Raw genomic sequence first — 23,964 nt, forward strand, 5'->3', positions numbered from 1 at the left:
CCGCAATATTTCAAAATATTTGGATCACTGCATAAAAAATCTTTCTAATTCCGTTCATCACTCAATTTTTTTCTTATCTGGACTCAGATCATAGCTGAGCCATATTTCAATTCGATGAAAAATTCAGCACAAATAGGGTTATTTAAAAACTGTGTCTTACTAAGTCGGCTGAATATTCCTCAAATGTAGTGTAATTCTGCTAAAATCATGCCCATTTTGTATTCCATCGGATTGGGGTTATTTATGTCCACGCTTGCCACCCTAAAAGAGCTTCTCACCAAACGCATCCTGATTATTGATGGTGCTATGGGCACCATGATTCAACGCCATCAATTAGAAGAAGCAGATTATAGGGGTGAGCGTTTTGCTGACTGGGCCTCTGACTTAAAAGGCAATAACGACCTTTTAGTGCTGACGCAACCGCATATTATTCAAGGTATTCACGAAGACTATCTAGATGCAGGTGCAGACATTATTGAAACCAACAGTTTCAATGGTACGCGTGTTTCCATGTCGGATTACCACATGGAAGATTTGGTTCATGAGATTAACTTTGAAGCGGCACGTATTGCCAAAGAAGCCTGTAAAAAATATTCAACCCCTGATAAACCTCGTTTTGTCGCAGGTGTACTTGGACCAACATCACGTACCTGTTCAATTTCACCCAATGTAAATGACCCTGCTTTTCGTAATGTCACTTTTGATGAACTCAAAGAAAATTATATTCAAGCCACACATGCCTTAATTGAGGGTGGCTCTGACATCATTCTGATTGAAACTGTTTTCGATACACTTAACTGTAAAGCTGCAATTTTTGCCGTGAAAGAAGTCTTCAATCAAATTGGTCGTGAATTACCCCTGATGATTTCAGGCACCATTACCGATGCTTCAGGTCGTACCTTAACGGGCCAAACTGCTGAAGCATTCTGGAACTCGGTACGTCATGGCGATTTACTTTCGATAGGTTTTAACTGTGCGCTGGGTGCAGATGCCATGCGCCCGCATGTAAAAACTGTAGCGGATATTGCAGATACTTTCGTTTCAGCCCATCCCAATGCAGGCTTACCCAATGCTTTTGGTGGTTATGACGAAACACCAGAAGAAACCGCAGCATTTTTAAAAGAATTTGCGATGAGTGGTTTGATTAATATTACTGGCGGCTGCTGTGGTACTACGCCTGACCATATTCGTGCTATTTACAATGCAGTTAAAGATATTAAGCCACGTCAAATCCCAGAGATTAAACCTGCCTGTCGTTTAAGTGGTTTAGAAGCTTTTAATATTTATGATGATTCACTGTTTGTAAATGTCGGTGAACGAACCAACGTTACAGGTTCAAAAAAATTCTTACGTTTAATTCGTGAAGAAAATTTTGCTGAAGCACTTGATGTTGCACTACAACAAGTGGTTTCAGGCGCACAAGTCATCGACATTAACATGGATGAAGGCATGCTCGATTCGCAAGGTGCGATGGTGCATTTCCTAAATTTAGTCGCGTCCGAGCCTGAAATTTCCAAAGTACCGATCATGATTGACTCATCAAAATGGGAAATCATTGAAGCCGGCTTAAAATGCGTACAAGGCAAACCGATTGTTAACTCGATTTCCTTAAAAGAAGGTTATGACGAGTTTGTACATAAAGCACGTTTATGCCGTCAATACGGTGCTGCTATTATTGTCATGGCCTTCGATGAGGCCGGACAAGCTGATACTGCGGCACGTAAGCGTGAAATCTGTAAACGCTCGTATGATGTATTGGTTAATGATGTGGGCTTCCCTGCTGAAGACATCATTTTTGACCCGAACGTGTTTGCTGTGGCAACGGGTATTGAAGAACACAATAACTACGCGGTTGATTTCATTGAAGCGACAGGTTGGATTAAACAAAATCTTCCCCATGCCATGATTTCAGGTGGTGTTTCGAACGTATCATTCTCATTCCGTGGCAATGAACCTGTACGTGAGGCGATTCACTCGGTGTTCTTGTATTATGCCATTAAACAAGGCATGACCATGGGCATTGTAAATGCAGGCCAAATGGCAATTTACGATGATATTCCCAAAGAACTCAAAGATGCAGTTGAAGATGTTGTTCGCAACCTGAATCAAGGTGAAAGCGGTCAGGATGCAACTGAAAAACTACTTGAAGTTGCAGAACAGTACCGTGGTCAAAGTGCTGCACAAAAACAAGTTGAAAACTTAGAATGGCGTGATCAACCTGTAGAAAAACGTCTTGAACATGCGCTGGTTAAAGGTATTACTGCATTTATTGATGTCGATACCGAAGAAGCCCGTTTAAAATCTACTCGACCTTTAGATGTAATTGAAGGCCCGCTCATGGATGGCATGAACGTGGTTGGTGACTTATTTGGTTCGGGTAAAATGTTTTTACCGCAAGTGGTAAAATCGGCTCGTGTGATGAAGCAAGCCGTAGCATGGTTAAACCCATACATCGAAGCTGAAAAATCAGGTAGCCACTCGAAAGGTAAAATCCTAATGGCCACCGTAAAAGGTGACGTTCATGACATTGGTAAAAACATTGTAGGTGTTGTACTGGGTTGTAATGGCTATGACATTGTTGACCTTGGCGTGATGGTGCCTGCGGAAAAAATCTTACAAACGGCCATTGATGAAAAATGTGACATCATTGGTCTGTCAGGTTTGATCACACCATCGTTGGATGAAATGGTTTTTGTTGCCAAAGAAATGCAGCGTAAAGGCTTTAATATTCCACTATTGATTGGTGGTGCAACAACATCTAAAGCGCATACTGCGGTAAAAATTGATCCGCAATATTCTAATGATGCGGTGATTTATGTCGCCGATGCTTCACGTGCGGTAGGCGTTGCAACAACATTGCTATCGAAAGAAATGAAACCTGCTTTTGTTGCAGAGCATCGTGCTGAATATGAAAAAGTTCGTGAACGTATTGCCAACAAACAGCCTAAAGCTGCAAAATTATCTTATGCAGAATCAATTAAAAATGGTTTAAGCGTTGACTGGGACAACTATGTTCCACCTAAACCAAATTTTATCGGCAGCCAAGTCCTGAAGAATTATCCACTTGAAACCTTAGTGCCCTATTTTGACTGGACACCATTCTTTATTTCTTGGAGTTTGGCTGGCAAGTTCCCTGCTATCTTGACTGATGAAATTGTCGGTGAAGCGGCAACAGATTTGTATGAACAAGCCCAACTGATGTTAAAAGATATTGTAGAGAATAAGCGTTTTGATGCTCGTGCCGTCTTTAATATCGCTTCGGCTAAACGCACAGGTGCAGACACGGTTTCCATTTATGATGAAAATCAAACGGCAACGCATCAGTTTGAACATACTCGTCAGCAGTCAGATAAGGTCTCTAAGAAACCAAACTTATCATTGGCGGACTTTATTGCGCCTGAAGAGACAAACATTGAAGATTACCTCGGTGGTTTCACTGTATCAATTTTTGGTGCAGAAGAAATGGCCCATGAATACAAAGCCAAAGGCGATGACTATTCTGCTATTTTGGCGCAATCTTTAGGTGACCGTTTTGCCGAAGCCTTTGCTGAGCATTTACATGAGCGTATTCGTAAAGAGTTCTGGGGCTACCAAGCCTCTGAGCAACTGTCAAATGAAGACTTGATTAAAGAAAAGTATGTCGGGATTCGACCTGCACCGGGTTACCCTGCTTGTCCTGAACATTCTGAAAAAGCAGTTTTGTTTGACTGGTTGGGTTCTACCGATAAGATTGGCACCCAATTAACCACTAGTTTTGCGATGTGGCCTCCTTCAAGCGTAAGTGGTTTCTATTACAGCAACCCACAATCTGAATACTTTAATGTCGGTAAGATTGCACAGGATCAGTTAGATAGTTATGCAGAGCGTAAAGGCTGGTCTATGGATGAAGCGAAGCGTTGGTTGATGCCAAACTTGGATGATTCGATTGATATTTAAGTAAATCCCCTGACCCTTCTTTATAAAAAAGGGGAACTTTTGCGTATCCAACGAATTACGTGACAGCTCCTCCCTTTTTCAAAGGGAGGTTGGGAGGGATTAATTTACTCATTTTTGTATTAATAGACCGCTTTCATAAATCATTTTTTACTCAACTTCAAGTTGCAGATTCCAGCGATTAAATTGAATCTCAAACTGAGTCTTTTACCTCTATTTAGATAATGCTCAGCAAGGGTTTTGAAGGTTTTCAGACTGCCAAATACATGCTCAATACCTATTCTTCTTTTATTGATTTCTTGATTATAGATGTTGAGCTCAGTATCCAATTTACAGTGTCTTTTGGATTTTAACGGCAATAAGCTATTCGGATACACAGCATACATTCCCTGATGACCTTTATCTGTAAGGACAAAAGCCCCGAAAGGGATCTGATTTAAATTTCATTTGAATAGCCCGAAATCATGCACAGCACCTCGACCGGTACATAAACTCAGAATTTTCTAAGTTTTGTAGTGAACGATAACCTGTACTTTAAAGGTATGTGTCTTTTTCTTGCAGCTAGCTTTTTTCTGTTTTTTAGGACTTTGAATTGGAATTTCTGTTGCATCCACGATCACAATATTCCAGTCAATACCTTTACCTTTAGGTAAATTCTTCGGTAAATTAAACAGATTAGACTGAATCGGGCAGTCTTCGACATGACGCACAATTCTTGAAACTATCGGCTCTGAAACATCGTAACTCGTAGCGACAGAAACAAAGTTCGATATTCTCTCAAATAACTCAAACAGAGAAAAATTTGATCCTCCAAGCTTAACTTAGATGCTCTGCCTTTCTCTGGAACATGTTGTTTTATGCTGCTCAACCATTAATACTGTGTGTCAAAAATCTTTTTTAAGCCGATATATTTCATACCTGAATGCTGCGAATTTTACGGTACAGATAATCAACAAAAAGAGGTTTATGTTTTGATTTATGAAAGAGATCTATTAAATGTAGGGCTTTAACATTACGAAATACTAATTTTTTTAGTAAAATCTTGAATACAATATTTAATGGTTAAAACTAATAATGAATAAAAGTGTTTCTTTTCTTATTTTAATTTTATATTCAAACTTTACCTTTGCAGAATGTAAAAATGCGAATGTTTATGAGAGCATTGATTGCTATGAGCAACAGCTCAAGATAGACAAAACTAAACTGAACAAAAGTTATCAAAAACTTTATAAGTCTTTAGATACCACGGGTCAAAAGGCTTTAGAAAATTCACAAAAATCATGGCTAAACTATAAAAACACACACTGTGATGAACTCGTCGCTTACTTTGCCACACAAGCTCAAGGCGCAGGTTCAAAACTTATTACACTTTCATGTAATGCTGATTTAACACAAGAACGTATTAAACAATTAAAGGATCTAGAATAAAATCTGAGTTCATAATGATTTAGTATGAACTATCTTCTCTAACCCTATTTTGAAAAAATAGGGTTCTAAAATTTCCCCTAATATTCTAAAAAAATAATTTTTAAACTTTCTCCACAAACAACACCCCATTCAAATGATCAACTTCATGCTGAACAATCCGTGCAGGAAAACCATGAAATACGGCTTCAACTGACTCACCTTGTAACGTCAAATATCTCAGCTTAATCATTTCCGACCGAGCCACTTGCCCACGCTCATTAGGCACACTTAAACAGCCTTCTTCACCTAAAATGGTACTTTCAGACTGTTCTAAAATTTCAGGATTGACCATCACCACAGCATCCATTTCGGGTGCATCGGGATAACGTAAATTTGGCCGTGAAGCCACGATAATAATGCGTTTAGATACATACACTTGTGGCGCTGCAATACCGACACCATTACGTTCAAGCATGGTGGCTTGCATGGCTGTGGCTAGTTCATTTAACCATGAACTATTCAATTCCGACTCTACAACTGATGCAGCTTTTAAAGTTAAAATAACTTCGCCACGCTGTGCTACAGCTAAAATTGCACTCATGTTTTCTTTCCTCTATTTCAATTTAACCATGTCAAATTTTAATAAGACAAACGTTCCTTCAATATTAAGCATATCTTTTTTATATTATTTTGAGGCGATCATATTCAAAATGAATCAACAGTTATTGATTTTATATTTACCCTAAAAAGCATCATCATTTAAGCTAAATTTAATCTTCTACTTTATAATAAGCCCAATTCCACATAAGCATAATAAAGATGAACACTACTCAACTTTTGCTCGGCGTTCTTTTTAGTTCTATAGGTTTGGGCTATTTTATTTATGGTAAAAAACAAAAAGTGACTGTGCCTTTGGTCTGTGGTTTAGTGCTGATGATCTTTCCCTACTTCATTGAAAATACAGCAATGTTGACATCTATAGGTATACTGCTCTCAATCTTGCCTTATTTTATTCGACTTTAAACCGCGACAGAAACATGCCATGTATTGTATATAGATACTATGTCTCATCTCATTCTTTACTGCCATGATGCATAACAACAAGTTTGAATCAGACTCATGTATTCTAAAAAAAGTACCTCCCTCTTTGGGATACAATAAAATCTGTGCTTATCTTAAAGATGTTTAATTTACATCTTGAACTTAAACAAGTTAGTCGATTAAACGTAGCTTTTTCAAACGTGAACGAATACCGCCTTCTTTACGCTGATGTAGCTGTGCTATTGCTTTAATTGATAGTTTTTCAATCATAAACGCATCAATCATTTTAACTTCTTCATCTTCTGTCCATACTTTTCCAATCATAGAACTATCTTCTAAATCCTCAGTCAAAGGTACTTGCTCAGGTTCTAATAATTTTTTTGCTTCTGCATGCAACTGCTTTACTTCAGCTAAAAAGCCCTTATCTTCACGTCCTAAAATAAACAATTGCAATTGTGCACGCGTCATCCCAACAAATGCTAACTTTTTCTCAGAATCTAAATCACGGCTATCACTTTCTAAACGTGGCATATGATCTAAACCAATAAAAAACACATATGGAAACTCCAAGCCTTTCGATGATTCCACATTTAAAATTTTAATTGTATTTCGAGTAATATCTAATTTTTTCTTTTCTTGGCTGCTAAATACCATATCCACTTCTAATTGTGGACTGTAATGTAAAATTTTATTTTTAAGCTGCTCAGCCAAAATATCGTATGCTTCTGATTTGGCTTGTAATACAGCAATATCACGAGCTTCAATATTTTGTCCAACCAAAAAGCGGATTTTACGTGCAATTAAATCTGCTAAATGTTCAACATCATCCTGATGATAAATACTTGGAAATTCACCTTGACGGCATTCTCCCGTATCTGGATCTAATACTCGGTCAAACTCATCTTGGCTCTTTAAACTTTCAAGTAATTTTGGGTTTAAAAAACTACGTGCAATATCTAAAATTTCTTTGGTATTTCGATAACATTTACTTAATTCAGTGGGTCTTTTACCTTGAACTTGTAAACCTATAGATTTCCAACTTGGTTTTGCACGGTTAAAAATATTTTGTGCTGGATCATAACAAAATAAAATATTATCCGAGTCATCTTTCACTAAACGCGTTAAACCTAAAATCCATTCTTGGGCAAAATCTTGCCCTTCATCAATTAAAATAGCATCATAGAATTGCTGTTCTAACATTTTTTGCTGATCAACATAATCGAGTAATATTTGTCCTACTCGACCATTATAATCATTCTGTTTTTCAAAAGGCTTAAACTGTAAATTTGCTTGGGTAATATGTTTAACTACGGCATGAAAATTACGTACTTCAATTTTATCTTGATATTCCTCACCCAACATACTTTTCAGGTGATTACATAAAGAGTTGTTATAACAAACAACTAAAATTTTCCAATCTGGATAAATGGTTTTTAAGTATTTCGCACGACAAGCTAAAACCAGCGTTTTACCACTTCCCGCGACTCCTTTTAAAATACGATGTCCATCATCAATATTTTTTGCAACTAATTCCTGAGCAATATCTAATGCTTTAATTGCCTGAGGTTCAGCATAAAATAGATCATCTTGTTCAAAATTATTGACCCGAATTTCGGGGAAAATCATATAGCGTAATGCCTTTTCTTCAGCATAGCTTAATGGCGGAAATGAAAATTTAATACCATTAAAGGCACGAAATAATTGAGATTTAAAATGCTGCTGATCCTCAATTATATTGGTTTTTCTTACTTTTAAATCATCTTTAAATAAAACTTTATGTTCTGTTGTAATTGCAGGTAATAATAATTCAATTTCTTCAGCTTCAAGTCGTTTTAACTCTGTATAAACTACACAAAAACTAACAGGAAATTTTAAATGCCCTTTATAACGTCCAGCAGTATGGGTAAATAATGCCGATTTTTTACATTGATTCAATACATTAAGCATGTACTTTCGGACTTGTTGCTCAGGATTTTGTACAGAAACTACTGCATTATTTTTATCATAAAAAGTACCCATAAAATTTTCTGGGTTAAGACTTATAAATCTATCTTTAGACCAGTCTTTAACTTCGATCACCAATAAACCATGTTCAGGTAACCAGACAATAAAATCCGTATAACGTCCTAAAGCCTTCGGTTCATACCAGATAATCGCAGCATCATCTTGAAAAGCATCTGCAAGCAACTGATAAACTTTTCTCTCTCCAGACGTTGCCGATTTTAAATGCCGTACACTTGAAGGTATTAACTCTGCCACGTGATCACTTTTTTATCTAAAGAGTAGAAACATTATGGACAAAATGTGAATTTTATCAATAATTTTCATTTAATTTTATTCAAATTATTCTCCGTGTATTACTTATAACTTTTTAAATAAATAAACCTATTCAGTAGAAATGAGCATTATTTTCTATAAAAAAATCGCCCTTATTTTACAAAAATAAGAGCGATTCGATTAGTTAAGCAAGAGAAAGAACGAGCTTAAATAACTTAGTCTTTTAAATTAAACTATTAAATTTTTCTTTAATTCATCTTCAACAATTTGGATTTCCAAATCACTAAATTTACGAATTTCACCTTCAGCATGTTTTTCTAGCAAGCCACCAATCAATGGCACTTTAATTTTAATGGTCCAATCTAATTGAATATTCACTTGCTGCGCATTCCCTGTAACAGAGCGCTCACCTTGTGCTTCTAAAGGTAAATTTGCGCCCAATTCAACGGTCGAAGTCAAAGCATCTAGATTGGTAATATCTGTACGTTTTAAGCGAAATGCATCTTTCAGCAGCTTTTTAGCAATATCTGGAATATTGACATCCAAATTATAAGCACGCTTTAAAGTGTAAATATCACCCACAATTTGCGATTCTAAAATTTCTAATTTTTCTCCCGGAATACGTTTACAAACAGCCTCATGCATCTCTGGGTCTGCTGCTAAACGACGAAACTCATCCAAAGAAACACCATGAATGGTGGCATTGACGGTAAAACGATGTGCCATGTTACTATCCTTTATTTTTTAATTATTTAAATATCTTAAAACCATTAGATCAGCACTGATCTAGCATATTTTAGCGCGGTTTATTTAATTGAATTTTAGTCATGCTGTCATTGACCGAGTATACAAAACTATTCTGGATGAATGCCACAGCGTATTTCAATTTTCTCGGTGCAGGAAATACTCACAAAATGCTTCCGATACTCAATGATTGCATAAAATTGTTCAGCGCCATCATCTAGACCTGTGGCTGACCATGTGGTTCCTCTTGGAAAATCATTTAGCCATTTGGCTTTATAAAAATCTGAGACCGAATCAAAATTGATATATTTTTCAGGTGCAGCCTGAATCCGTGCTGCCATTTCATCAAATTGTGTCAATTGAGATTGTATGAAATCAATCAGCATTTTTATTCATCCAAGTGCAGCCTAAAATAGGTTATACCCCCTTAAAATGGCTGTGCGCCTGTTTCTTTTTCACTTGTTCCCACTGCCACCAACCAAAAGCTGCCAAACCAACAAAAGCCGCATATAAACCCGCAGTCAGGAATAAATCTTTATAAATAAACATGCCCACATAAACAATATCGACAAAAACCCAAAGTACCCAAGTGGCAATATGTTTACGACTGGTCCAATAGGTTGCCAGCAAACTAAAAGCAGCTAATTGTGAATCAAGCATTGGTACAGCAGCATCGGTAAAATGTTTTAAAGTTAAACCGAAAATTAAACCACCTAACGCTGCCAACAACATTTGGAAAATGACTGTTTTCTTAGCAATCGGTTCAATGCGAATTTCATGATCTTGCTGTTTACCTTTGAACCAATGATAGAAACCATAAAAGTTCACCACTATAAAAAAGAACTGCAAGATGGTTTCGCCATACAACTTAAATTCATAAAATAAATAAGCATATAAAACAAATGCCGCAAAGTTAAACCACCAACACCACATATTTCGTTTAACCGTTAATGTCACACCAATAACACTAATAATGACCGCAATAATTTCTAAAGGTGACATAGCAATAAACAAAAGTATAAATAGTGCCGCTATTATGAAAAAAATGGCGCTGAACGCAAGATAAATTATGCCGATTCGTCTGTTAACTCGCTGTGCATCACGATCCCCTTCTCCCATAACACTTTGTAAATACAAATATCACTCAAAAATTTGACTGCACAGATTTGACAGTTTTCTAACGATCGTTTAAAAATATAAAAAATGATCAATCTGGAAGAATAAAAATGTCACAACAACAAGGTAAAGTCAGTCGTGAAATTCGTGGGTCTGTATTTTTAATAGGACTCGACCGTGCGACAAAAAGAAATGCCTTTGATAGTCATCTTATTCATGACTTATCACTGGCCTTAACGGAATATGAAGACCATTCTGAATTACGCTGTGCCATCATTTTTGCGCACGGCGATCACTTTACCGCAGGCCTAGATTTGGTCGAATTACAGCCCAAGCTCAGTAGCGGTATCTTCAATTATGATGAACATCATATCAATCCATGGGGAACCAGCGGACGCAAACGTAAAAAACCGGTGATTGTTGCAGTACAAGGCTTTTGCTATACCGCAGGAATAGAACTGATGTTAAATGCGGATATTGTCATCGCACAAGACAATACTCAATTTGCCCAAATGGAAGTGCAACGTGGCATTTTACCTTTTGGCGGTGCAACAGCCCGTTTTGTACAGGCTGCGGGTTGGTCAAAAGCCATGCGCTACTTGCTTACGGGCGATGCTTTTGATGCAGCAACAGCACTCAATTTAAATCTGATCAATGAAATGACCCCTGAAGCACCGCTCAATCGTGCCATTGAATTGGCTGAACGCATTGCTCAAGCTGCACCGCTTGCAGTACAAGCAACCCTTGCCTCTGCCAAAGAAGCCGCTGAATATGGTACAGAAGTCGCATTTTCTCATTTACAACAACACCTCACCCCCTTGTTAATAACCCAAGATGTACAAGAAGGTGTAATGGCCATGCTGCAACGACGTGCACCACAATTTAAAGGTCAATAATTTGAGTCTAAATCTACATAAAAAATGAGTTCGTTATGCCCAATTTAAATCAAAACCGACAAAAACAGCAGTTTAGCGTTGCCACACAACCTTTTAGCACAAGCGATGGTTATGCGCTTATTGGCACACTTTACACACCAGAACATGGCATAAAAGCCAATATCGTGTTGTCTAGCGCCACAGGTGTTCCACAAGCGTTTTATCGTCGCTTTGCTGAATATGCCACACAGTTTGGCTATCAAGTGCTGACCTTTGATTATCGTGGTGTGGCACTTTCTGCTCCGAAGCAGCTCAAAGGCTTTAAAATGTCTTACCTTGATTGGGGGGCTTTAGACCTTGCTGCGGCGATTGATTTTCTGGCACAGGATCAGATTCCGTTATTTATGGTGGGACATTCTTATGGTGGACAAGCACTGGGTTTAGCGCCCAACCATACTAAAGTGACTGCAATGTATTGCTTTGGTACGGGCGCAGGCTGGCATGGTTATATGCCTTTTAAAGAAAAAATGAAAGTTCAGGTGATCTGGAATATTATTTTCCCACCTATGGTTGCAGTCACAGGCTATTTACCGTGGAGCAAACTGAATATGGGGGCAGATTTACCGATTGGGGTCTATCAGCAATGGCGAAAATGGTGTAAAAATCCAACTTATTTCTTTGCTGACCCTGAACAACATGCCTTAATTGCACAATATGCTCAGGTGAAAACCCCTATTTATGCAGTATCTGCATTGGATGATGATTGGGCTTTACCCAATTCACGCCATGCTTTTATGCAACATTACAGCAATGCACCCATGCAATTTATTAATATTTCAGCTTCAGACTATGGCTTAAAAGAAATTGGGCATATGGGTTATTTCCGTAAAGGCTCAGAAAAAATCTGGGATGAAATTTTACATTCCTTTCATGACCTCATTGCCACAACAAATGGATAGAGACTTCAAATAAATGCGTCCACAGAAACTTAGCCGAGAGCAAATTCTCAATAGATGCGCCTTACAATTTAAGACGTATGGATATGCAGCGACCAGTATGGGCATGCTCGCCAAAGCCTGTGGACTGACCAAAGCGTCTTTTTACTATTACTATGCCAGTAAAGAAGCTTTACTTATAGATGTACTCGAACTCACCCAGCAATATTTAAAGACGCATTTATTTAAACTCAGTGAAAATAAAGCACTTTCTACTGTTGAGCATTTTGAACAGATACATGAACGTGCGGTAGAATTTTTTAGTTATGGGGTTAAAGGCTGTTTGGTGGGGATTCTTTCTATCGAAGCACTGTATCAATCTGTCGATATTTTAGAAAAAATTCGCAGCATTTTTCAGGATTGGGAAATGGCATTTTACCAATTCTTTAAAGTTCAACTAAGCGATCATGACGCCAAAATCTTAGCCAAACAAAGCGTAGCCGATTATGAAGGTGCGATTTTAATGTACCGCCTAAATGACGACAGCTTTTATCTTGATCAGGTCAAGCTCAGAATTTTAAAACAGTTATCAACCATATGAAGATGTAGAGCATTTCATCCTTTAGCTAAAAGTATTGGTACTCAAGCGAGTCGGTTTTATTAAACGTGGCTATGTTCATCTTTCATTTCAAATTTATGCTCATCTCCAAAACGGTCAACATGTGTATAAAATATCCCATAACCCCCCACATAGTATTCCAAAGACTGATCGTGAAAAGTCCAATAAATAGACCATTCACTTAAATCAAGTTTACGAATTTGGTTCTGAGTTTTTGCAGGCATTTTTCTCAGTACACCTTCTTGAACGGACATTGCTTGACTCAAATTTCGTTCAGTCCGTTTTTGGTCAAAAAAGATTTCGCAGACATCATCAAAAAGCTGCTGTTCATATTCTTCCACTGCTTCTATAGCTGCTTCAACGACAAGGGGTATTTCGCCAATAGAAGTGGCTCTAGGTTTATTTAAATCTTCTTGTTGCTGCTTTCGGTATTGCTGAAAATGTCGATGTATATGAATTTTAAACAATACTTTCCAAAATCCAATCAACACAATGAAAAAACACAACCATATGAGTACTTTCAGCATGGCGTCACTCTCACGAGTAAATAGTTGTTATTTTTATAGTATATAAAACAATTTGAATAAAATTTATACAATTTTTAAAATATTATGCTATAAAAAATATTCATTTCTCGATTTTTTCTACATGTTCACTATTCCATACCCTCAAGAGCCGCTTGTGAATTGTTTTGCTTTGGACATTCAAGTCAACAAGGCCCATTCACGACGTGTGGACTTTTTACACGAGGTGCCTTGGAATTTGTACCGTGATCATTGTTTAGAATAATCATCACCGCATAAAATCACTTCAGGTCGCCTCAATAGCGGCCTTTTTTATTGCCAAAAAATAAGGACATAACCAATGAGTAATCCATTCAATTCAAAAGACTTATCCTCGCCACTGTGCGATCCGGTTGCAGCGTCTTTAAATCGAAACTCACGCCTCGCTACAACCGGTCAATTTATTACTGTTGTGCTGATTTGGTCGCTGACACCACTTGCAGCCGTCTGGACAGTGAATGAAATTCATTGGGCGTGGGGTTTATTTATTCGATTTAGCTTGGCTATTGCAATCGCCTTCATCTGTCAGGCTTACTTTAAAATCAAAATACCCGTTCATCCGCAAGCATTACTCAGCTATGCCGCAGGTGCAATTGGCTTATTTGCCTCCATGGCTTTTTGCTATATGGGCGCATCCAAAGTGCCTTCAGCCATTATTTCAATGATCTATGGTATTGCCCCATTGCTTTCAGGCTTAATGACCATTTATATTTTTAAAAGTGCAACCTTTAGTGCCTATCAATGGATGGGTTTAATGCTCGGCATATTTGGACTATTTTTCGCACTCGGATTCGGTTCTCAAAACTTTACACTGAACTATTTGGGCGTGGGTTTAGAACTGATTGCAATGCTGCTTTATGTCCTTTCTGCTTTTGCAGTTCGATCTGTCAATGCGAGCATCCATCCAATCAGCCAAATGACAGGTGCAACCCTAGTATCATGGATTGGCTATTGTTGTTTGTTGCCTTTTTTCTGGTCGGATATGCCTGTTCAGTTACCCTCCTTACAAAGCAGTATTGCTCTCATCTATAGTGCTTTATTTTCATCTGTGCTGGCGATGATTTTTTATTATGCCTTACTCAACACAGTCAGTCCGACCACACTGATGCTCATTACCATCATGACACCCGTGCTTGCGACTGTTTGGGGCAGTTGGCTAAATCAGGAGCAATTAAGTCCAGATTTAATTTTAGGGCTGCTTTTACTCTGTTTGGGTTTAGCCCTCTATTCGTTTCAAGTCCGTAGTAAAGCCTAAAAAATCCCGAGTTTGATCTAAACTCGGGATCATTGATAATTTTGGGTTAAAGGCAATCTCGCAGAATGCCAAAAATGCAGCAGCATTGACCGATAAAATTGCTTTAAGGAACAAGATCTTCTGATTTCAGTTCAAAGACTTGACGTAACTCTTCGGTATCTGGATGATCTTGAATAGGATCATCTGGATAATAAGCCACATGCATTACCCCTTGTCTATATAAAGACTGAATGGTGGTCACCATTTCCTCTGATGGAATTTTTTCATTGGTGCGCCAATTGACCGTTTGTAATTCAAATACCGTTTTCTTCATCCCGTTCGGGAAGCGCTTCACATGTTTCACAATATCCCGATAAAACCGATCATGATTCGGTGCTTGTTCCATATAAGGCATTGCCATAATGGCAGTAAAATCATAACGCTTTAAAGACTGTTCCAATGACTGCGAATACCAATTTTCTGCATAAGGTTCCAATGCAACTTGTGCATATAAATTTCGTGCCGTCAGTAAAAAGGGCTGATACTGACGTACCTCACTGGCAAGCTGCATCGCAAAGTCATCGAGGTACTTGGTTTTATAGGCTGTCCATTTTTGTAAGTCTGCATCATTACTACGAATTTTAGCTAAATCATTCGGTAAGCCAATGGAAGCATAAGCCCGCATCGCGTCAGGACTGGCATCTTCATAATCCGACAACGTCGCGTCATCGTGAAATAAAATGCCGTTAAATGGCACAGATTTGGCTAAATCGGTATAAATACCTGCTATGGTTTTTCGTGCATCGGCTGAAAATGGACTGAGGCGATGATAGCCCATATCTAAATGTTTAGCGTCCTGTGTTGCTTGAGTTTGTACCATATCCTGTGCAGCAGGATTATTTTTTGGTAATTCCCATGCCAACAATGGCATCCAAGCATAGATACGGCTGACTTGGGTACGGCTCTGAATTTGCCATGCGACTCGGTTAAATAAATCTGCACGCATGGGTAAATAACGATTCGGGAAATACACCATATCCGCAGAACCATTGGCATCGGGGTCGGAAAAGGCTTGTAAATACACGGTATTTCCGTCCACCTCTACAATACGATCCAGTAAATGATCAAGGTTACGTTCTTGTTGCGCAGGATCTTGATCGTAAATATAGTCTAAATCGATATGCATAATTTTTTGTGGGCGATTATTATCGCCTAAATTCTGCTGACGATCTTTAATTTCCTGCGCCAAATCGGTGAGACTCATATCACCTTCAATCAAAATACGGTTCAGTTGCCCCAATGAACTTTTAGCCGAATCTGCACCATCATTCAAACTGATGGTAATCGGCATACCCAGCTGTTTCGCAATGTTCACGGTTTGCATATTATAGTGACCATAAGGCCACACCATGACCCGTGGTGCTTTCAAACCATGCGCTGTCAATAACTGGTTATTTCGTTTTAAATCATCAAAAATCCGTTGTTGATAGTGCTGATCATCTTCATAACGTGCGGTTTGAGGATTATATAAACGGGTGACTGCCGCAGATTCAAGATTGCCTTGTGGATTGCCTAAAATCCCACGGTGTAAGTTATAACTATGATTGGCGATTTCGACCAAACCACTGTCTTGCATCTCTTTCAATTCTGACCAAGACAGCATTTCATTACGCTGAATCTGTTTGCCTGAAAAATCAATGTTTTGCCCTTCTTTCGGTTCTAACCATGAACCGACCACTGCCAATACAACAGGAATGTTATTGGCTTTAATAATCGGATAGGCATTTTGATAAAAAGACGCATAACCATCATCTACGGTCAATAAAACAGGTTTCGCGGGTAACGGGGCTTGACCTTGATTCGCTTGAATCAGCTGATCGACACTAATAAAGTGAAAACCATTATTTTTGAGCCACGCGATATGTTGTTTAAAGTGTGTCGTGCTTACGGCATATTCAGGAATCAGTGCATTTTTACGATTGGTAATTTCATGATAGCCAATGACGGTCAGTGTCGGATTATGCGCTAAGGTTTCACTCCAAGCCAAATGAGGAAGCTGCCATAAAACAGCAGAAAGTGAGATTGAAAGCAAAGTGGAAAGCAAGCGAGTCTTCATTTTATGGTACTCAAAAATTATTTATTCTCTGAACAACACTCATCGTCCATCAATAACATGTTGAGCTTTCCCTTGCATGATGTATGGTCTCTCGTTATTGCAACATCACTTTTATCAAGCCAAACTGAAATAAATATTAAAGGACTATTTTTATAAGAAACAAACATGTTAAAAAACAACAATAGCTTATTTTATAAGTGATTTGCCAATCTTCATTTGTGTATTTTTAATCATCCGCAGCGCGAAAGGCATCTTTAAATTTGTTTGGCACATCTCGCTTTATTTATCTCATTATGCGCTTGATATTGATCTCGCCCAGCATGCTTCGCAGCATAGAGTTGCATATCCGCAGCTTTCATTAATTCATGAATATCTACATATTGATGCTCTCGATCTATCCACGCAATGCCCATACTTAAAGTCACATATTGCTTTTTATCGGGTCGATTTAAATGTTCAAAGTGGTTTTTTCTGACCGCATTGAGCACCTGCTGTAAAACATTTAGCACCACGGCATGTGGCACATCATGCAAAATAATCGCAAACTCTTCGCCACCATAACGTGCCACATAGGCCGATTCGGGTAAAGCCTGTTGTATCACCGTAACCAAATCTTTCAGAATGGCATCACCCTTTAAATGCCCATAGTAATCATTATAATTTTTAAAATAATCTACATCCAACATGGCAAAGGTCAACGTACTGTTGGTGTGATTTTGAGTCAGCATAAATAAACGCTGAATTTCATTATTCAAAGCACGACGGTTAAATGCCCCTGTTAATGCATCAATTTGAATTTGCCGTGCTAATTTTTCATTTAACTGATGCAATTGTGAAGTACGTTGTTGTACTTTGTGATCTAAAGAACTGTTCAGCTCTACTAAATTATCATTCAATTGCTCAATATAAGACGTATGATGGGCATAATTTTTTGCCTGTTGGAACATAATCAGCAGCGCATAAAAACTGGTGGAAATAAATGAAAGATTAAAAGAATCAATTAAATTAAGCGTCAATAAAAAGTCATGTAAAAAAGTGACACACAACAAAATGACCGCCCATAAATTGACTGTAGAATATGGTTCTTTATGTTTTAGAATTAAATAAAAACCATAGGCAAAATTTAAAATCACCACAAGGCTAAACATGAAACTATAAAATGCGAAATGCTGAAATACTTCTGGTACGGTTAAACTTGTGATTACAATATCAATCGTCAGCAAAACCATAGCAGCAAAATACACAATCGGGTGCAAATAGCGCTGATTGAGTAAAAACATATAACTCAGAAAAAATACCACTGCTAAATAAGTAAACAGATATTCTAATCGTGCCCCCCACAGCCAACTAATGTCTGTAAATGCAGTGTAAGCATACGGTGCTGAAAATAAATTATGTAAGGCTAAAAATAGGATAAAAATACCAAAGATAAATACTCTAATGTTACTGCGCCCAATGACACCTTGAAAAATTGAAAACATTAAGGTGAATATCCCAATCCCCAATACTGCACCGCAAACCAAGCCTATACTCATCATCAACTGTTGGAATTGCCGACTGACTGTTATAGAGGTGCCAATTCGCATGGGGTTTTCTAAACCACCATGCAACTGATTAAAATTTGAGGCTTGCATGGTAATGGTGAAATATTCTTTATCCACGACAAAAAAAGCAATTCTAGGTGCATTTTCTGTTTGATGGCTCTTTGCATTCCGACCGACTTCACCTAAACGGAGTAGAAAATCTCCATTTAAGTACATACGATAAGCACCATATTGATTTGGAATAAAAATTGCGATACGCCGCCCAAGATATTGTTTCGGCATTTTAAAATGCCCAATAAATGTGCCATACGTTTGATTGGTTCCAGTCAGTGCTTTAAAAGAAATCGGTAACTGTACTGTTTCTGATTTTAAGACTGAACTGGGTTTAATGATCAATTGTTCAGGATAATACTGCCACAGCCCATTCAATGGACTGGTGGTCTTGTCGGTAAAATCGACCTGATTAATTAATTTTTGATGTAAGTAATAAGACTCAGACGCAGCTTCATATTGTGCACATGCGTATTTTTGCCACATGAATAAGCATAAACATGCCAAAAGAAAAAACTTAAAAAAATGTATTAAATATTTTATTTTAAACAAAAAGCGAATCATCCTTAAATTACGCTTAGCTATACTTTAATGTAACGATAAAAAAATAAAACTCAACTAACTTTTTTCATTATCTACAAGATTCATCCTTGTTTCTTGTAGAATATTTTTTAATCAAAGCATGCAATGCTCTTAATCACGTGTTTTTACATCAAACAACTCAATTTCAAAAATAAGGTTTGAGTTGGCAGGAATCACTTTACCCATTTTGCGTTCACCATAAGCCAAATGTGCAGGAACCAGTAATTTACGTTTCCCACCCACTTTCATCCCCATAATGCCTTGATCCCAACCTTTAATCACACGACCTGTGCCAATCACTGTTTCAAAGTAATTACCACGGTCAATAGATGAGTCAAACTTGGTTCCATCTTCTAACCAACCTGTGTAATGGGTGGTAATCAGTGCACCTTTGACCGCTTCTTTGCCTTCACCTACTTTTAAATCAATAATTTCTAATTCATTCGACATCGTCATTTACCCAACCTACAGCTATGTTTTCAATCTATAGTATAAACTGGATTAGGGTCTGTTGAATTCCTTCGCATTTGAATGTTGCAATATTTAAAAACTCAGTTCTTCAATATTGGCATCATTGAGTAAATAAGCCGTCAATTTTTTATGATTTTCAGCTGAACCAATTAAAATCCACCGACCTCTAATTCTATGTGCTGTTTTATGTTGTGCGCTGCGTACAACCTTCATGTTATAAGTTTTAAATAAGTCTTCGTACTGATCTAATGTTTTTTGTTGAAATTCACAAACAATCCGATAGGTTCGTGCTTGGTTGAGTGACTCAATATGCTCTTGCACATAAATTAAAAAAATTAACACGATCAGAACAATCAACGTCCCCAACAGACTTAACAGCTCGTAGCCCGCACCCACAGCCATGCCCAATGCAGCCGTCATCCAAATGGTGGTGGCCGTGGTAATCCCTGAAATGCGATTTTCATCTTTAAAAATCACACCAGCCCCTAGAAAACCCAGCCCCGTTAAGATATTGGCGGCTAAGCGATCAGGATTTTCCACACCAATTTTTAATGACAGAATCGTAAACAAACACGAGCTTAAACTGACCATAATCATGGTTCTTAAGCCCGCAGATTTACTTCTATACTCACGCTCTGCACCAATAATTGCACCAATACCAAGCGCAATCAGCAAATGATATAAATCAGGATCCATTAATCTACCTGTTTTAAATTCTTGTTTTTAAGGTATACGCAATTTTGCTATTCGGATGCAAGCCTAAACCTGCATCCTGAAATGATTTACTGTAACTGTTCCCATTCAACCAGCACTTGTGCCTGATCACCAATCAAGGTCCATTCGCCATCCATCACATTTAATTGTAACTGCATGGTGCGTTCGCATAATTGTGGCAGAGCCTCTGTCGTTGCTGTAGAGAGCTTCCAGACTTGCACATTACTCATGGTTTTTAATTTACTGTTGCGCTTATACCACTCATCAACAGCCGAACCATACGTCACCACAGCAACTTGTTTACAGCGTGCGCTGGCTTTTTTAACTTTATCTTCATCTGGACTACCGACTTCAATCCATTTAATCAATTGACCCGTTAAGTCTTTTTCCCACAAAGCAGGTTCATTGGTTTCAAATAAATCTTTGGTAAATTCTAAAGCTTCATCAGCAAAACGAGCATATGCCAAAATACGTACCATCAGGCGCTCAATCGTTTCTGACGGATGTAAAGCCATCGTCAGCTGATAATCAGCATATTGATGATCATCCATATTGGCAATATTCAAATCAGCCTTATAAATCGTTGCTTTAAGCGCCATAAAAAAGTCCTCAAATTTGGCGCTTAGCATATAAGATTTGAACTAAATTTGCTGAGTTGTTTTATCCGTATTATCTGCATTCAACTGACATTGAAATAATTGATCTTCAAAGTGTTGCCAATCGCGCTGATCTTGCACAATAATTTCAATGCGGTTATCAATCCCCTCTTCTGAAGACTGATAATTAAATTGCTGCGGATTAAAATTAAAGGTTTTCCAGCCCTGATTGGTATGAAAAATACCTTTAATACGCAGCCAATTTTGTTGCTCACAAAGCAAATCTAATAATGGATAAAAATCGAAGAGCCAACGCTTGGGTAATTTCCAACCTGCCACGCTATACCCTTGTGTCGTTTCGACATAATGATAAGGCAACTGTTTAATCTCAGGCAAAGTTTGTCCTGCAAGCAGTGTTTTTTGAATTTTCAATAAAGGTTGAATCTTACGTTCAGTCCCGATATACGGCTGATCAATCTGCTCAAGGGCAATATCCGCTTGCCCACTCCTAAGCCAAGTTTGTGCATAGGCCTGATATTCTGTCTTTAAGATCTCTAAGGCTTGCTCATCGGCAAAATCCATACGATCTGCATGAGAAACCACAATGATTTGCGCAGCTTTCAATTGGTCGGCATACAAATTTTGCTCAGTCCATTGGCGATCATGTAAGCGTGAACCATCCACCACAGTTACCAAAGCACGCATTGCGATACTTTGCTGCCAATGCGGTTCGGTCAGTTGTTCTAGCAATTGTGCAGGATGTCCCAAACCCGTCGGTTCAATAAACAATCGGTTTGGTTTGGTCTCTGACAATAGTCGCGATAAAGCAATTTGCATGGGTAATTGACTACTACAACACAAACATCCTCCTAAAAGTTCTTTGACTTCATAGCCTTGGGTTTGCGGTAACATCTGCTGATCGACCCCAATTTGCCCAAACTCATTCATCAACACTGCCCAGACTTCATTTTCTGGCTTTTGGCTAAGCAAATGCTTAAGCAAAGTGGTTTTTCCAGCGCCTAAAAATCCAGAAATAATATGAGTAGGTACGGCTTGCGTTGGAGAAATCAGTTTCAAAACTTACTCGCTTTTGGCTCAAGTGGACATCAATAATTCAGGTCATCATCAGCGCAAATCACGCTCAGGATTTGCTGAATGTTTCCACTTTAATTTCTTCCTTACCAGATGGCAACGTATTCAAATTCATTTATCCGTTTTCAAAGCCTTTTCATCTGTAAGAAGGTTGTTATGAGTCATAGAAAAAAATGATTACTCATTTAAAAAATCGTATGGTTGATTTTAAAATTATTGCATGTTTTTCAATATATTGATGTGTTACATGGTCTTTGGCATGTTTTCTTTTCAATCAACATATCTACTATGGCATAGCTTGTTTAGCCCCTTAAATTCATCGTTAATAAGCATTATCGTGAATTGAATGGATATTCGCTGTGAGCACAAACAAAACGAATTATACGACTGAAGTGGCTATATTGGGCGCAGGGCCTGTTGGTTTAACAATTGCGAATTATTTAAGTAAGCAAGGTGTACAAGTCACGATTATTGAGCAATTGGATCATTTAATTGACTACCCACGTGCGATTGGGATTGATGATGAATCTTTGCGTACCATTCAATCACTCGGTTTAGTCGATCAAGTATTACCACATACCACACCAAACCATGCGATGCGTTTCTTAACCCCCAAAGGTCGCTGTTTCGCAGATATTCAACCACTGACCCGTGAATTTGGTTTCTCACGTCGCAATGCTTTTATTCAGCCTCAAGTCGACAATGTTTTACTGCAAGGTTTAAAACAATACCCAACAACTCAAGTGTTATTTTCACGTCAGCTTAATGAATTTAGCCAAGATGCAAATGGTGTCACGCTAAAGCTGCAAGACAAAAATCAAAAACAAGAAACCATCCATGCACAATATTTAATTGCCTGTGATGGGGGCAACTCCATTGTGCGTCGTAGCTTAAATATTGCTTTTGATGGTAAAACTGCACCGAACCAATGGATCGTCATCGACATTGAAAATGATCCTTTAGCAACACCGCACATTTACCTGTGCTGCGACCCAGTACGTCCATATGTGTCTGCTGCACTTCCACATGGTATTCGTCGTTTCGAATTTATGGTGATGCCGGGTGAAACACAAGAAGAACTCAGCAAACCAGAAAATATTGCAAAATTATTGTCTAAAGTTTTACCGAATGCTGAAAACATTGAAGTGATTCGTCAACGTGTCTATACCCACAATGCACGTATTGCCGATAAGTTCCGTGTCGAGCGTATTTTACTGGCGGGTGATGCTGCACACATTATGCCAGTATGGCAAGGTCAAGGTTATAATAGTGGTATGCGAGATGCCTTTAACTTAGCGTGGAAAGTTGCGCTGGTGGTACAAGGTAAAGCAACTCCTGATCTATTGGATTCGTACCAAGTTGAACGTAAAGACCATGCCAAAGCAATGATTGATCTTTCTGTGATGGCAGGTCACGTGCTTGCGCCACCGAAAAAATGGCAAGGTTTTGTCCGTGATGGGATTGCTTATGCATTGAATTACATCAAACCGATTAAGCAATATTTGCTTGAAATGCGCTTTAAACCTATGCCTAAATATAACGATGGTGCCTTGCTGGCAGATGGTAAAAAAGAATCCCCTATTGGTAAAATGTTCATCCAGCCGCATGTAAAACTGGAGTCTGGTGAAAAAGTTTTACTGGATGACATCATTGGCAACGACTTTGCAATTATCGCTTGGGGAGTCGATCCTCAATGGGGAATTAACGATACCAATATGCAAGTATGGAAAAAATTAGGGGTTAAATTCATTCAAATTATTCCTGAAGTTCAATTTGGCAATGAAAACCGTAAAAAGTTTGAAGGCGTGATTACTTTAGGTGATATTGGTACTGACATTCGTACATGGTTTGGTAAAACATCTGAATCTGTTGTTATTTTACGTCCTGATCGCTTTGTCGCAGCGCTGGCAATTCCACAAACTTTAGATCAGGTCAGCCAACAATTGTTCAAGAAACTGCATGTAAAATAATTCATAAACTGAATCATATTTACAGATCTGACCACGCAAAAGCGTGGTCTTTTTATTTCATCTGGATCATTAAATTAACCATAT

22 protein-coding genes are annotated in these 23,964 nt (G+C 38.2%); 8 read left to right on the forward strand and 14 right to left on the reverse strand.

Annotated features, from left to right (window positions below; all coding sequences use genetic code 11):
* Window positions 1–243: 243 nt before the first annotated feature.
* Window positions 244–3,936 carry a methionine synthase gene (metH, locus tag B9T30_RS09390; RefSeq protein WP_086184752.1) on the forward strand — a complete coding sequence of 1,231 codons (3,693 nt, stop codon included), beginning with the start codon at window positions 244–246 and terminating at the stop codon, window positions 3,934–3,936.
* 140 nt (window positions 3,937–4,076) lie between these two features.
* On the opposite strand, the gene B9T30_RS16555 is transcribed toward metH, so the two are convergent.
* Both B9T30_RS16555 and B9T30_RS16345 read right to left on the reverse strand, forming a co-directional pair.
* The gene (locus B9T30_RS16555; RefSeq protein WP_227518965.1) at window positions 4,077–4,364 is read right to left on the reverse strand and encodes a transposase family protein; all 288 of its coding nucleotides are present in this window, start codon (window positions 4,362–4,364) and stop codon (window positions 4,077–4,079) included.
* 72 nt (window positions 4,365–4,436) lie between these two features.
* A complete protein-coding gene (locus B9T30_RS16345) occupies window positions 4,437–4,643 on the reverse strand; it encodes a transposase (protein ID WP_143223203.1) in 207 nt (68 codons plus the stop codon).
* A 364-nt stretch (window positions 4,644–5,007) separates the two neighbouring features.
* Here B9T30_RS16345 and B9T30_RS09405 point away from each other — a divergent pair, with 364 nt between their 5' ends.
* On the forward strand, window positions 5,008–5,361 hold the full coding sequence (locus B9T30_RS09405; protein ID WP_086184753.1) for a lysozyme inhibitor LprI family protein: 354 nt from the start codon (window positions 5,008–5,010) through the stop codon (window positions 5,359–5,361).
* Between the two features lie 100 nt (window positions 5,362–5,461).
* Here the strand turns inward: B9T30_RS09405 and def are convergent, their stop codons facing one another.
* Window positions 5,462–5,941, reverse strand: coding sequence for a peptide deformylase (gene def, locus B9T30_RS09410; protein WP_086184754.1), 480 nt, complete (start codon window positions 5,939–5,941; stop codon window positions 5,462–5,464).
* Between the two features lie 218 nt (window positions 5,942–6,159).
* On the opposite strand from def, the gene B9T30_RS09415 reads away from it, so the two are divergent.
* Window positions 6,160–6,363, forward strand: coding sequence for an amino acid transport protein (locus B9T30_RS09415; RefSeq protein ID WP_086184755.1), 204 nt, complete (start codon window positions 6,160–6,162; stop codon window positions 6,361–6,363).
* A 189-nt stretch (window positions 6,364–6,552) separates the two neighbouring features.
* Here B9T30_RS09415 and B9T30_RS09420 read toward each other — a convergent pair whose 3' ends face one another.
* The 4 genes from B9T30_RS09420 to pnuC all read right to left on the reverse strand — a co-directional run bounded on the left by B9T30_RS09420 (window position 6,553) and on the right by pnuC (window position 10,404).
* On the reverse strand, window positions 6,553–8,640 hold the full coding sequence (locus B9T30_RS09420) for a DEAD/DEAH box helicase (RefSeq protein WP_086184756.1): 2,088 nt from the start codon (window positions 8,638–8,640) through the stop codon (window positions 6,553–6,555).
* 246 nt (window positions 8,641–8,886) lie between these two features.
* A complete protein-coding gene (locus B9T30_RS09425; RefSeq protein ID WP_086184757.1) occupies window positions 8,887–9,384 on the reverse strand; it encodes a DUF2505 family protein in 498 nt (165 codons plus the stop codon).
* A gap of 128 nt (window positions 9,385–9,512) precedes the next feature.
* On the reverse strand, window positions 9,513–9,788 hold the full coding sequence (locus B9T30_RS09430; protein ID WP_086184758.1) for a hypothetical protein: 276 nt from the start codon (window positions 9,786–9,788) through the stop codon (window positions 9,513–9,515).
* Between the two features lie 31 nt (window positions 9,789–9,819).
* Window positions 9,820–10,404 carry a nicotinamide riboside transporter PnuC gene (gene pnuC, locus B9T30_RS09435; RefSeq protein WP_086184759.1) on the reverse strand — a complete coding sequence of 195 codons (585 nt, stop codon included), beginning with the start codon at window positions 10,402–10,404 and terminating at the stop codon, window positions 9,820–9,822.
* A gap of 224 nt (window positions 10,405–10,628) precedes the next feature.
* On the opposite strand from pnuC, the gene B9T30_RS09440 reads away from it, so the two are divergent.
* From B9T30_RS09440 to B9T30_RS09450, 3 genes are read left to right on the forward strand one after another with little or no spacing between them, the layout of a single operon-like run.
* Window positions 10,629–11,414: a crotonase/enoyl-CoA hydratase family protein gene (locus B9T30_RS09440; protein ID WP_086184760.1), complete on the forward strand. Its 786-nt coding sequence runs from the start codon at window positions 10,629–10,631 to the stop codon at window positions 11,412–11,414.
* 35 nt (window positions 11,415–11,449) lie between these two features.
* On the forward strand, window positions 11,450–12,352 hold the full coding sequence (locus B9T30_RS09445; RefSeq protein WP_086184761.1) for an alpha/beta fold hydrolase: 903 nt from the start codon (window positions 11,450–11,452) through the stop codon (window positions 12,350–12,352).
* A gap of 13 nt (window positions 12,353–12,365) precedes the next feature.
* Complete coding sequence (locus tag B9T30_RS09450; protein ID WP_086184762.1) at window positions 12,366–12,929, forward strand: TetR/AcrR family transcriptional regulator; 564 nt, start codon at window positions 12,366–12,368, stop codon at window positions 12,927–12,929.
* A gap of 59 nt (window positions 12,930–12,988) precedes the next feature.
* Here B9T30_RS09450 and B9T30_RS09455 read toward each other — a convergent pair whose 3' ends face one another.
* Window positions 12,989–13,474: a hypothetical protein gene (locus B9T30_RS09455; RefSeq protein ID WP_086184763.1), complete on the reverse strand. Its 486-nt coding sequence runs from the start codon at window positions 13,472–13,474 to the stop codon at window positions 12,989–12,991.
* A 337-nt stretch (window positions 13,475–13,811) separates the two neighbouring features.
* On the opposite strand from B9T30_RS09455, the gene B9T30_RS09460 reads away from it, so the two are divergent.
* Window positions 13,812–14,765, forward strand: a complete 954-nt coding sequence (locus B9T30_RS09460) for a DMT family transporter (protein WP_086184764.1) — start codon at window positions 13,812–13,814, stop codon at window positions 14,763–14,765.
* 103 nt (window positions 14,766–14,868) lie between these two features.
* Here the strand turns inward: B9T30_RS09460 and pgaB are convergent, their stop codons facing one another.
* The 6 genes from pgaB to B9T30_RS09490 all read right to left on the reverse strand — a co-directional run bounded on the left by pgaB (window position 14,869) and on the right by B9T30_RS09490 (window position 21,895).
* Window positions 14,869–16,860 (reverse strand): poly-beta-1,6-N-acetyl-D-glucosamine N-deacetylase PgaB, encoded by a 1,992-nt coding sequence (gene pgaB / locus B9T30_RS09465; RefSeq protein WP_086184765.1) that lies wholly within the window; start codon window positions 16,858–16,860, stop codon window positions 14,869–14,871.
* Between the two features lie 254 nt (window positions 16,861–17,114).
* Window positions 17,115–18,941 carry a diguanylate cyclase gene (locus B9T30_RS09470; protein ID WP_171264150.1) on the reverse strand — a complete coding sequence of 609 codons (1,827 nt, stop codon included), beginning with the start codon at window positions 18,939–18,941 and terminating at the stop codon, window positions 17,115–17,117.
* 207 nt (window positions 18,942–19,148) lie between these two features.
* Window positions 19,149–19,487: an FKBP-type peptidyl-prolyl cis-trans isomerase gene (locus B9T30_RS09475; protein WP_074944032.1), complete on the reverse strand. Its 339-nt coding sequence runs from the start codon at window positions 19,485–19,487 to the stop codon at window positions 19,149–19,151.
* A 93-nt stretch (window positions 19,488–19,580) separates the two neighbouring features.
* Window positions 19,581–20,204 carry an MgtC/SapB family protein gene (locus B9T30_RS09480; RefSeq protein WP_086184767.1) on the reverse strand — a complete coding sequence of 208 codons (624 nt, stop codon included), beginning with the start codon at window positions 20,202–20,204 and terminating at the stop codon, window positions 19,581–19,583.
* A gap of 86 nt (window positions 20,205–20,290) precedes the next feature.
* The gene (locus tag B9T30_RS09485) at window positions 20,291–20,821 is read right to left on the reverse strand and encodes a YaeQ family protein (protein ID WP_074944027.1); all 531 of its coding nucleotides are present in this window, start codon (window positions 20,819–20,821) and stop codon (window positions 20,291–20,293) included.
* A 42-nt stretch (window positions 20,822–20,863) separates the two neighbouring features.
* Window positions 20,864–21,895, reverse strand: coding sequence for a CobW family GTP-binding protein (locus B9T30_RS09490; RefSeq protein ID WP_086184768.1), 1,032 nt, complete (start codon window positions 21,893–21,895; stop codon window positions 20,864–20,866).
* A gap of 374 nt (window positions 21,896–22,269) precedes the next feature.
* On the opposite strand from B9T30_RS09490, the gene B9T30_RS09495 reads away from it, so the two are divergent.
* Window positions 22,270–23,880: a bifunctional 3-(3-hydroxy-phenyl)propionate/3-hydroxycinnamic acid hydroxylase gene (locus B9T30_RS09495; RefSeq protein WP_086184769.1), complete on the forward strand. Its 1,611-nt coding sequence runs from the start codon at window positions 22,270–22,272 to the stop codon at window positions 23,878–23,880.
* The last annotated feature ends 84 nt before the right edge of the window (window positions 23,881–23,964 follow it).

The organism is Acinetobacter sp. ANC 4973 (genome assembly GCF_002135275.1).
Classification (GTDB): Bacteria; Pseudomonadota; Gammaproteobacteria; order Pseudomonadales; family Moraxellaceae; genus Acinetobacter; species Acinetobacter kyonggiensis.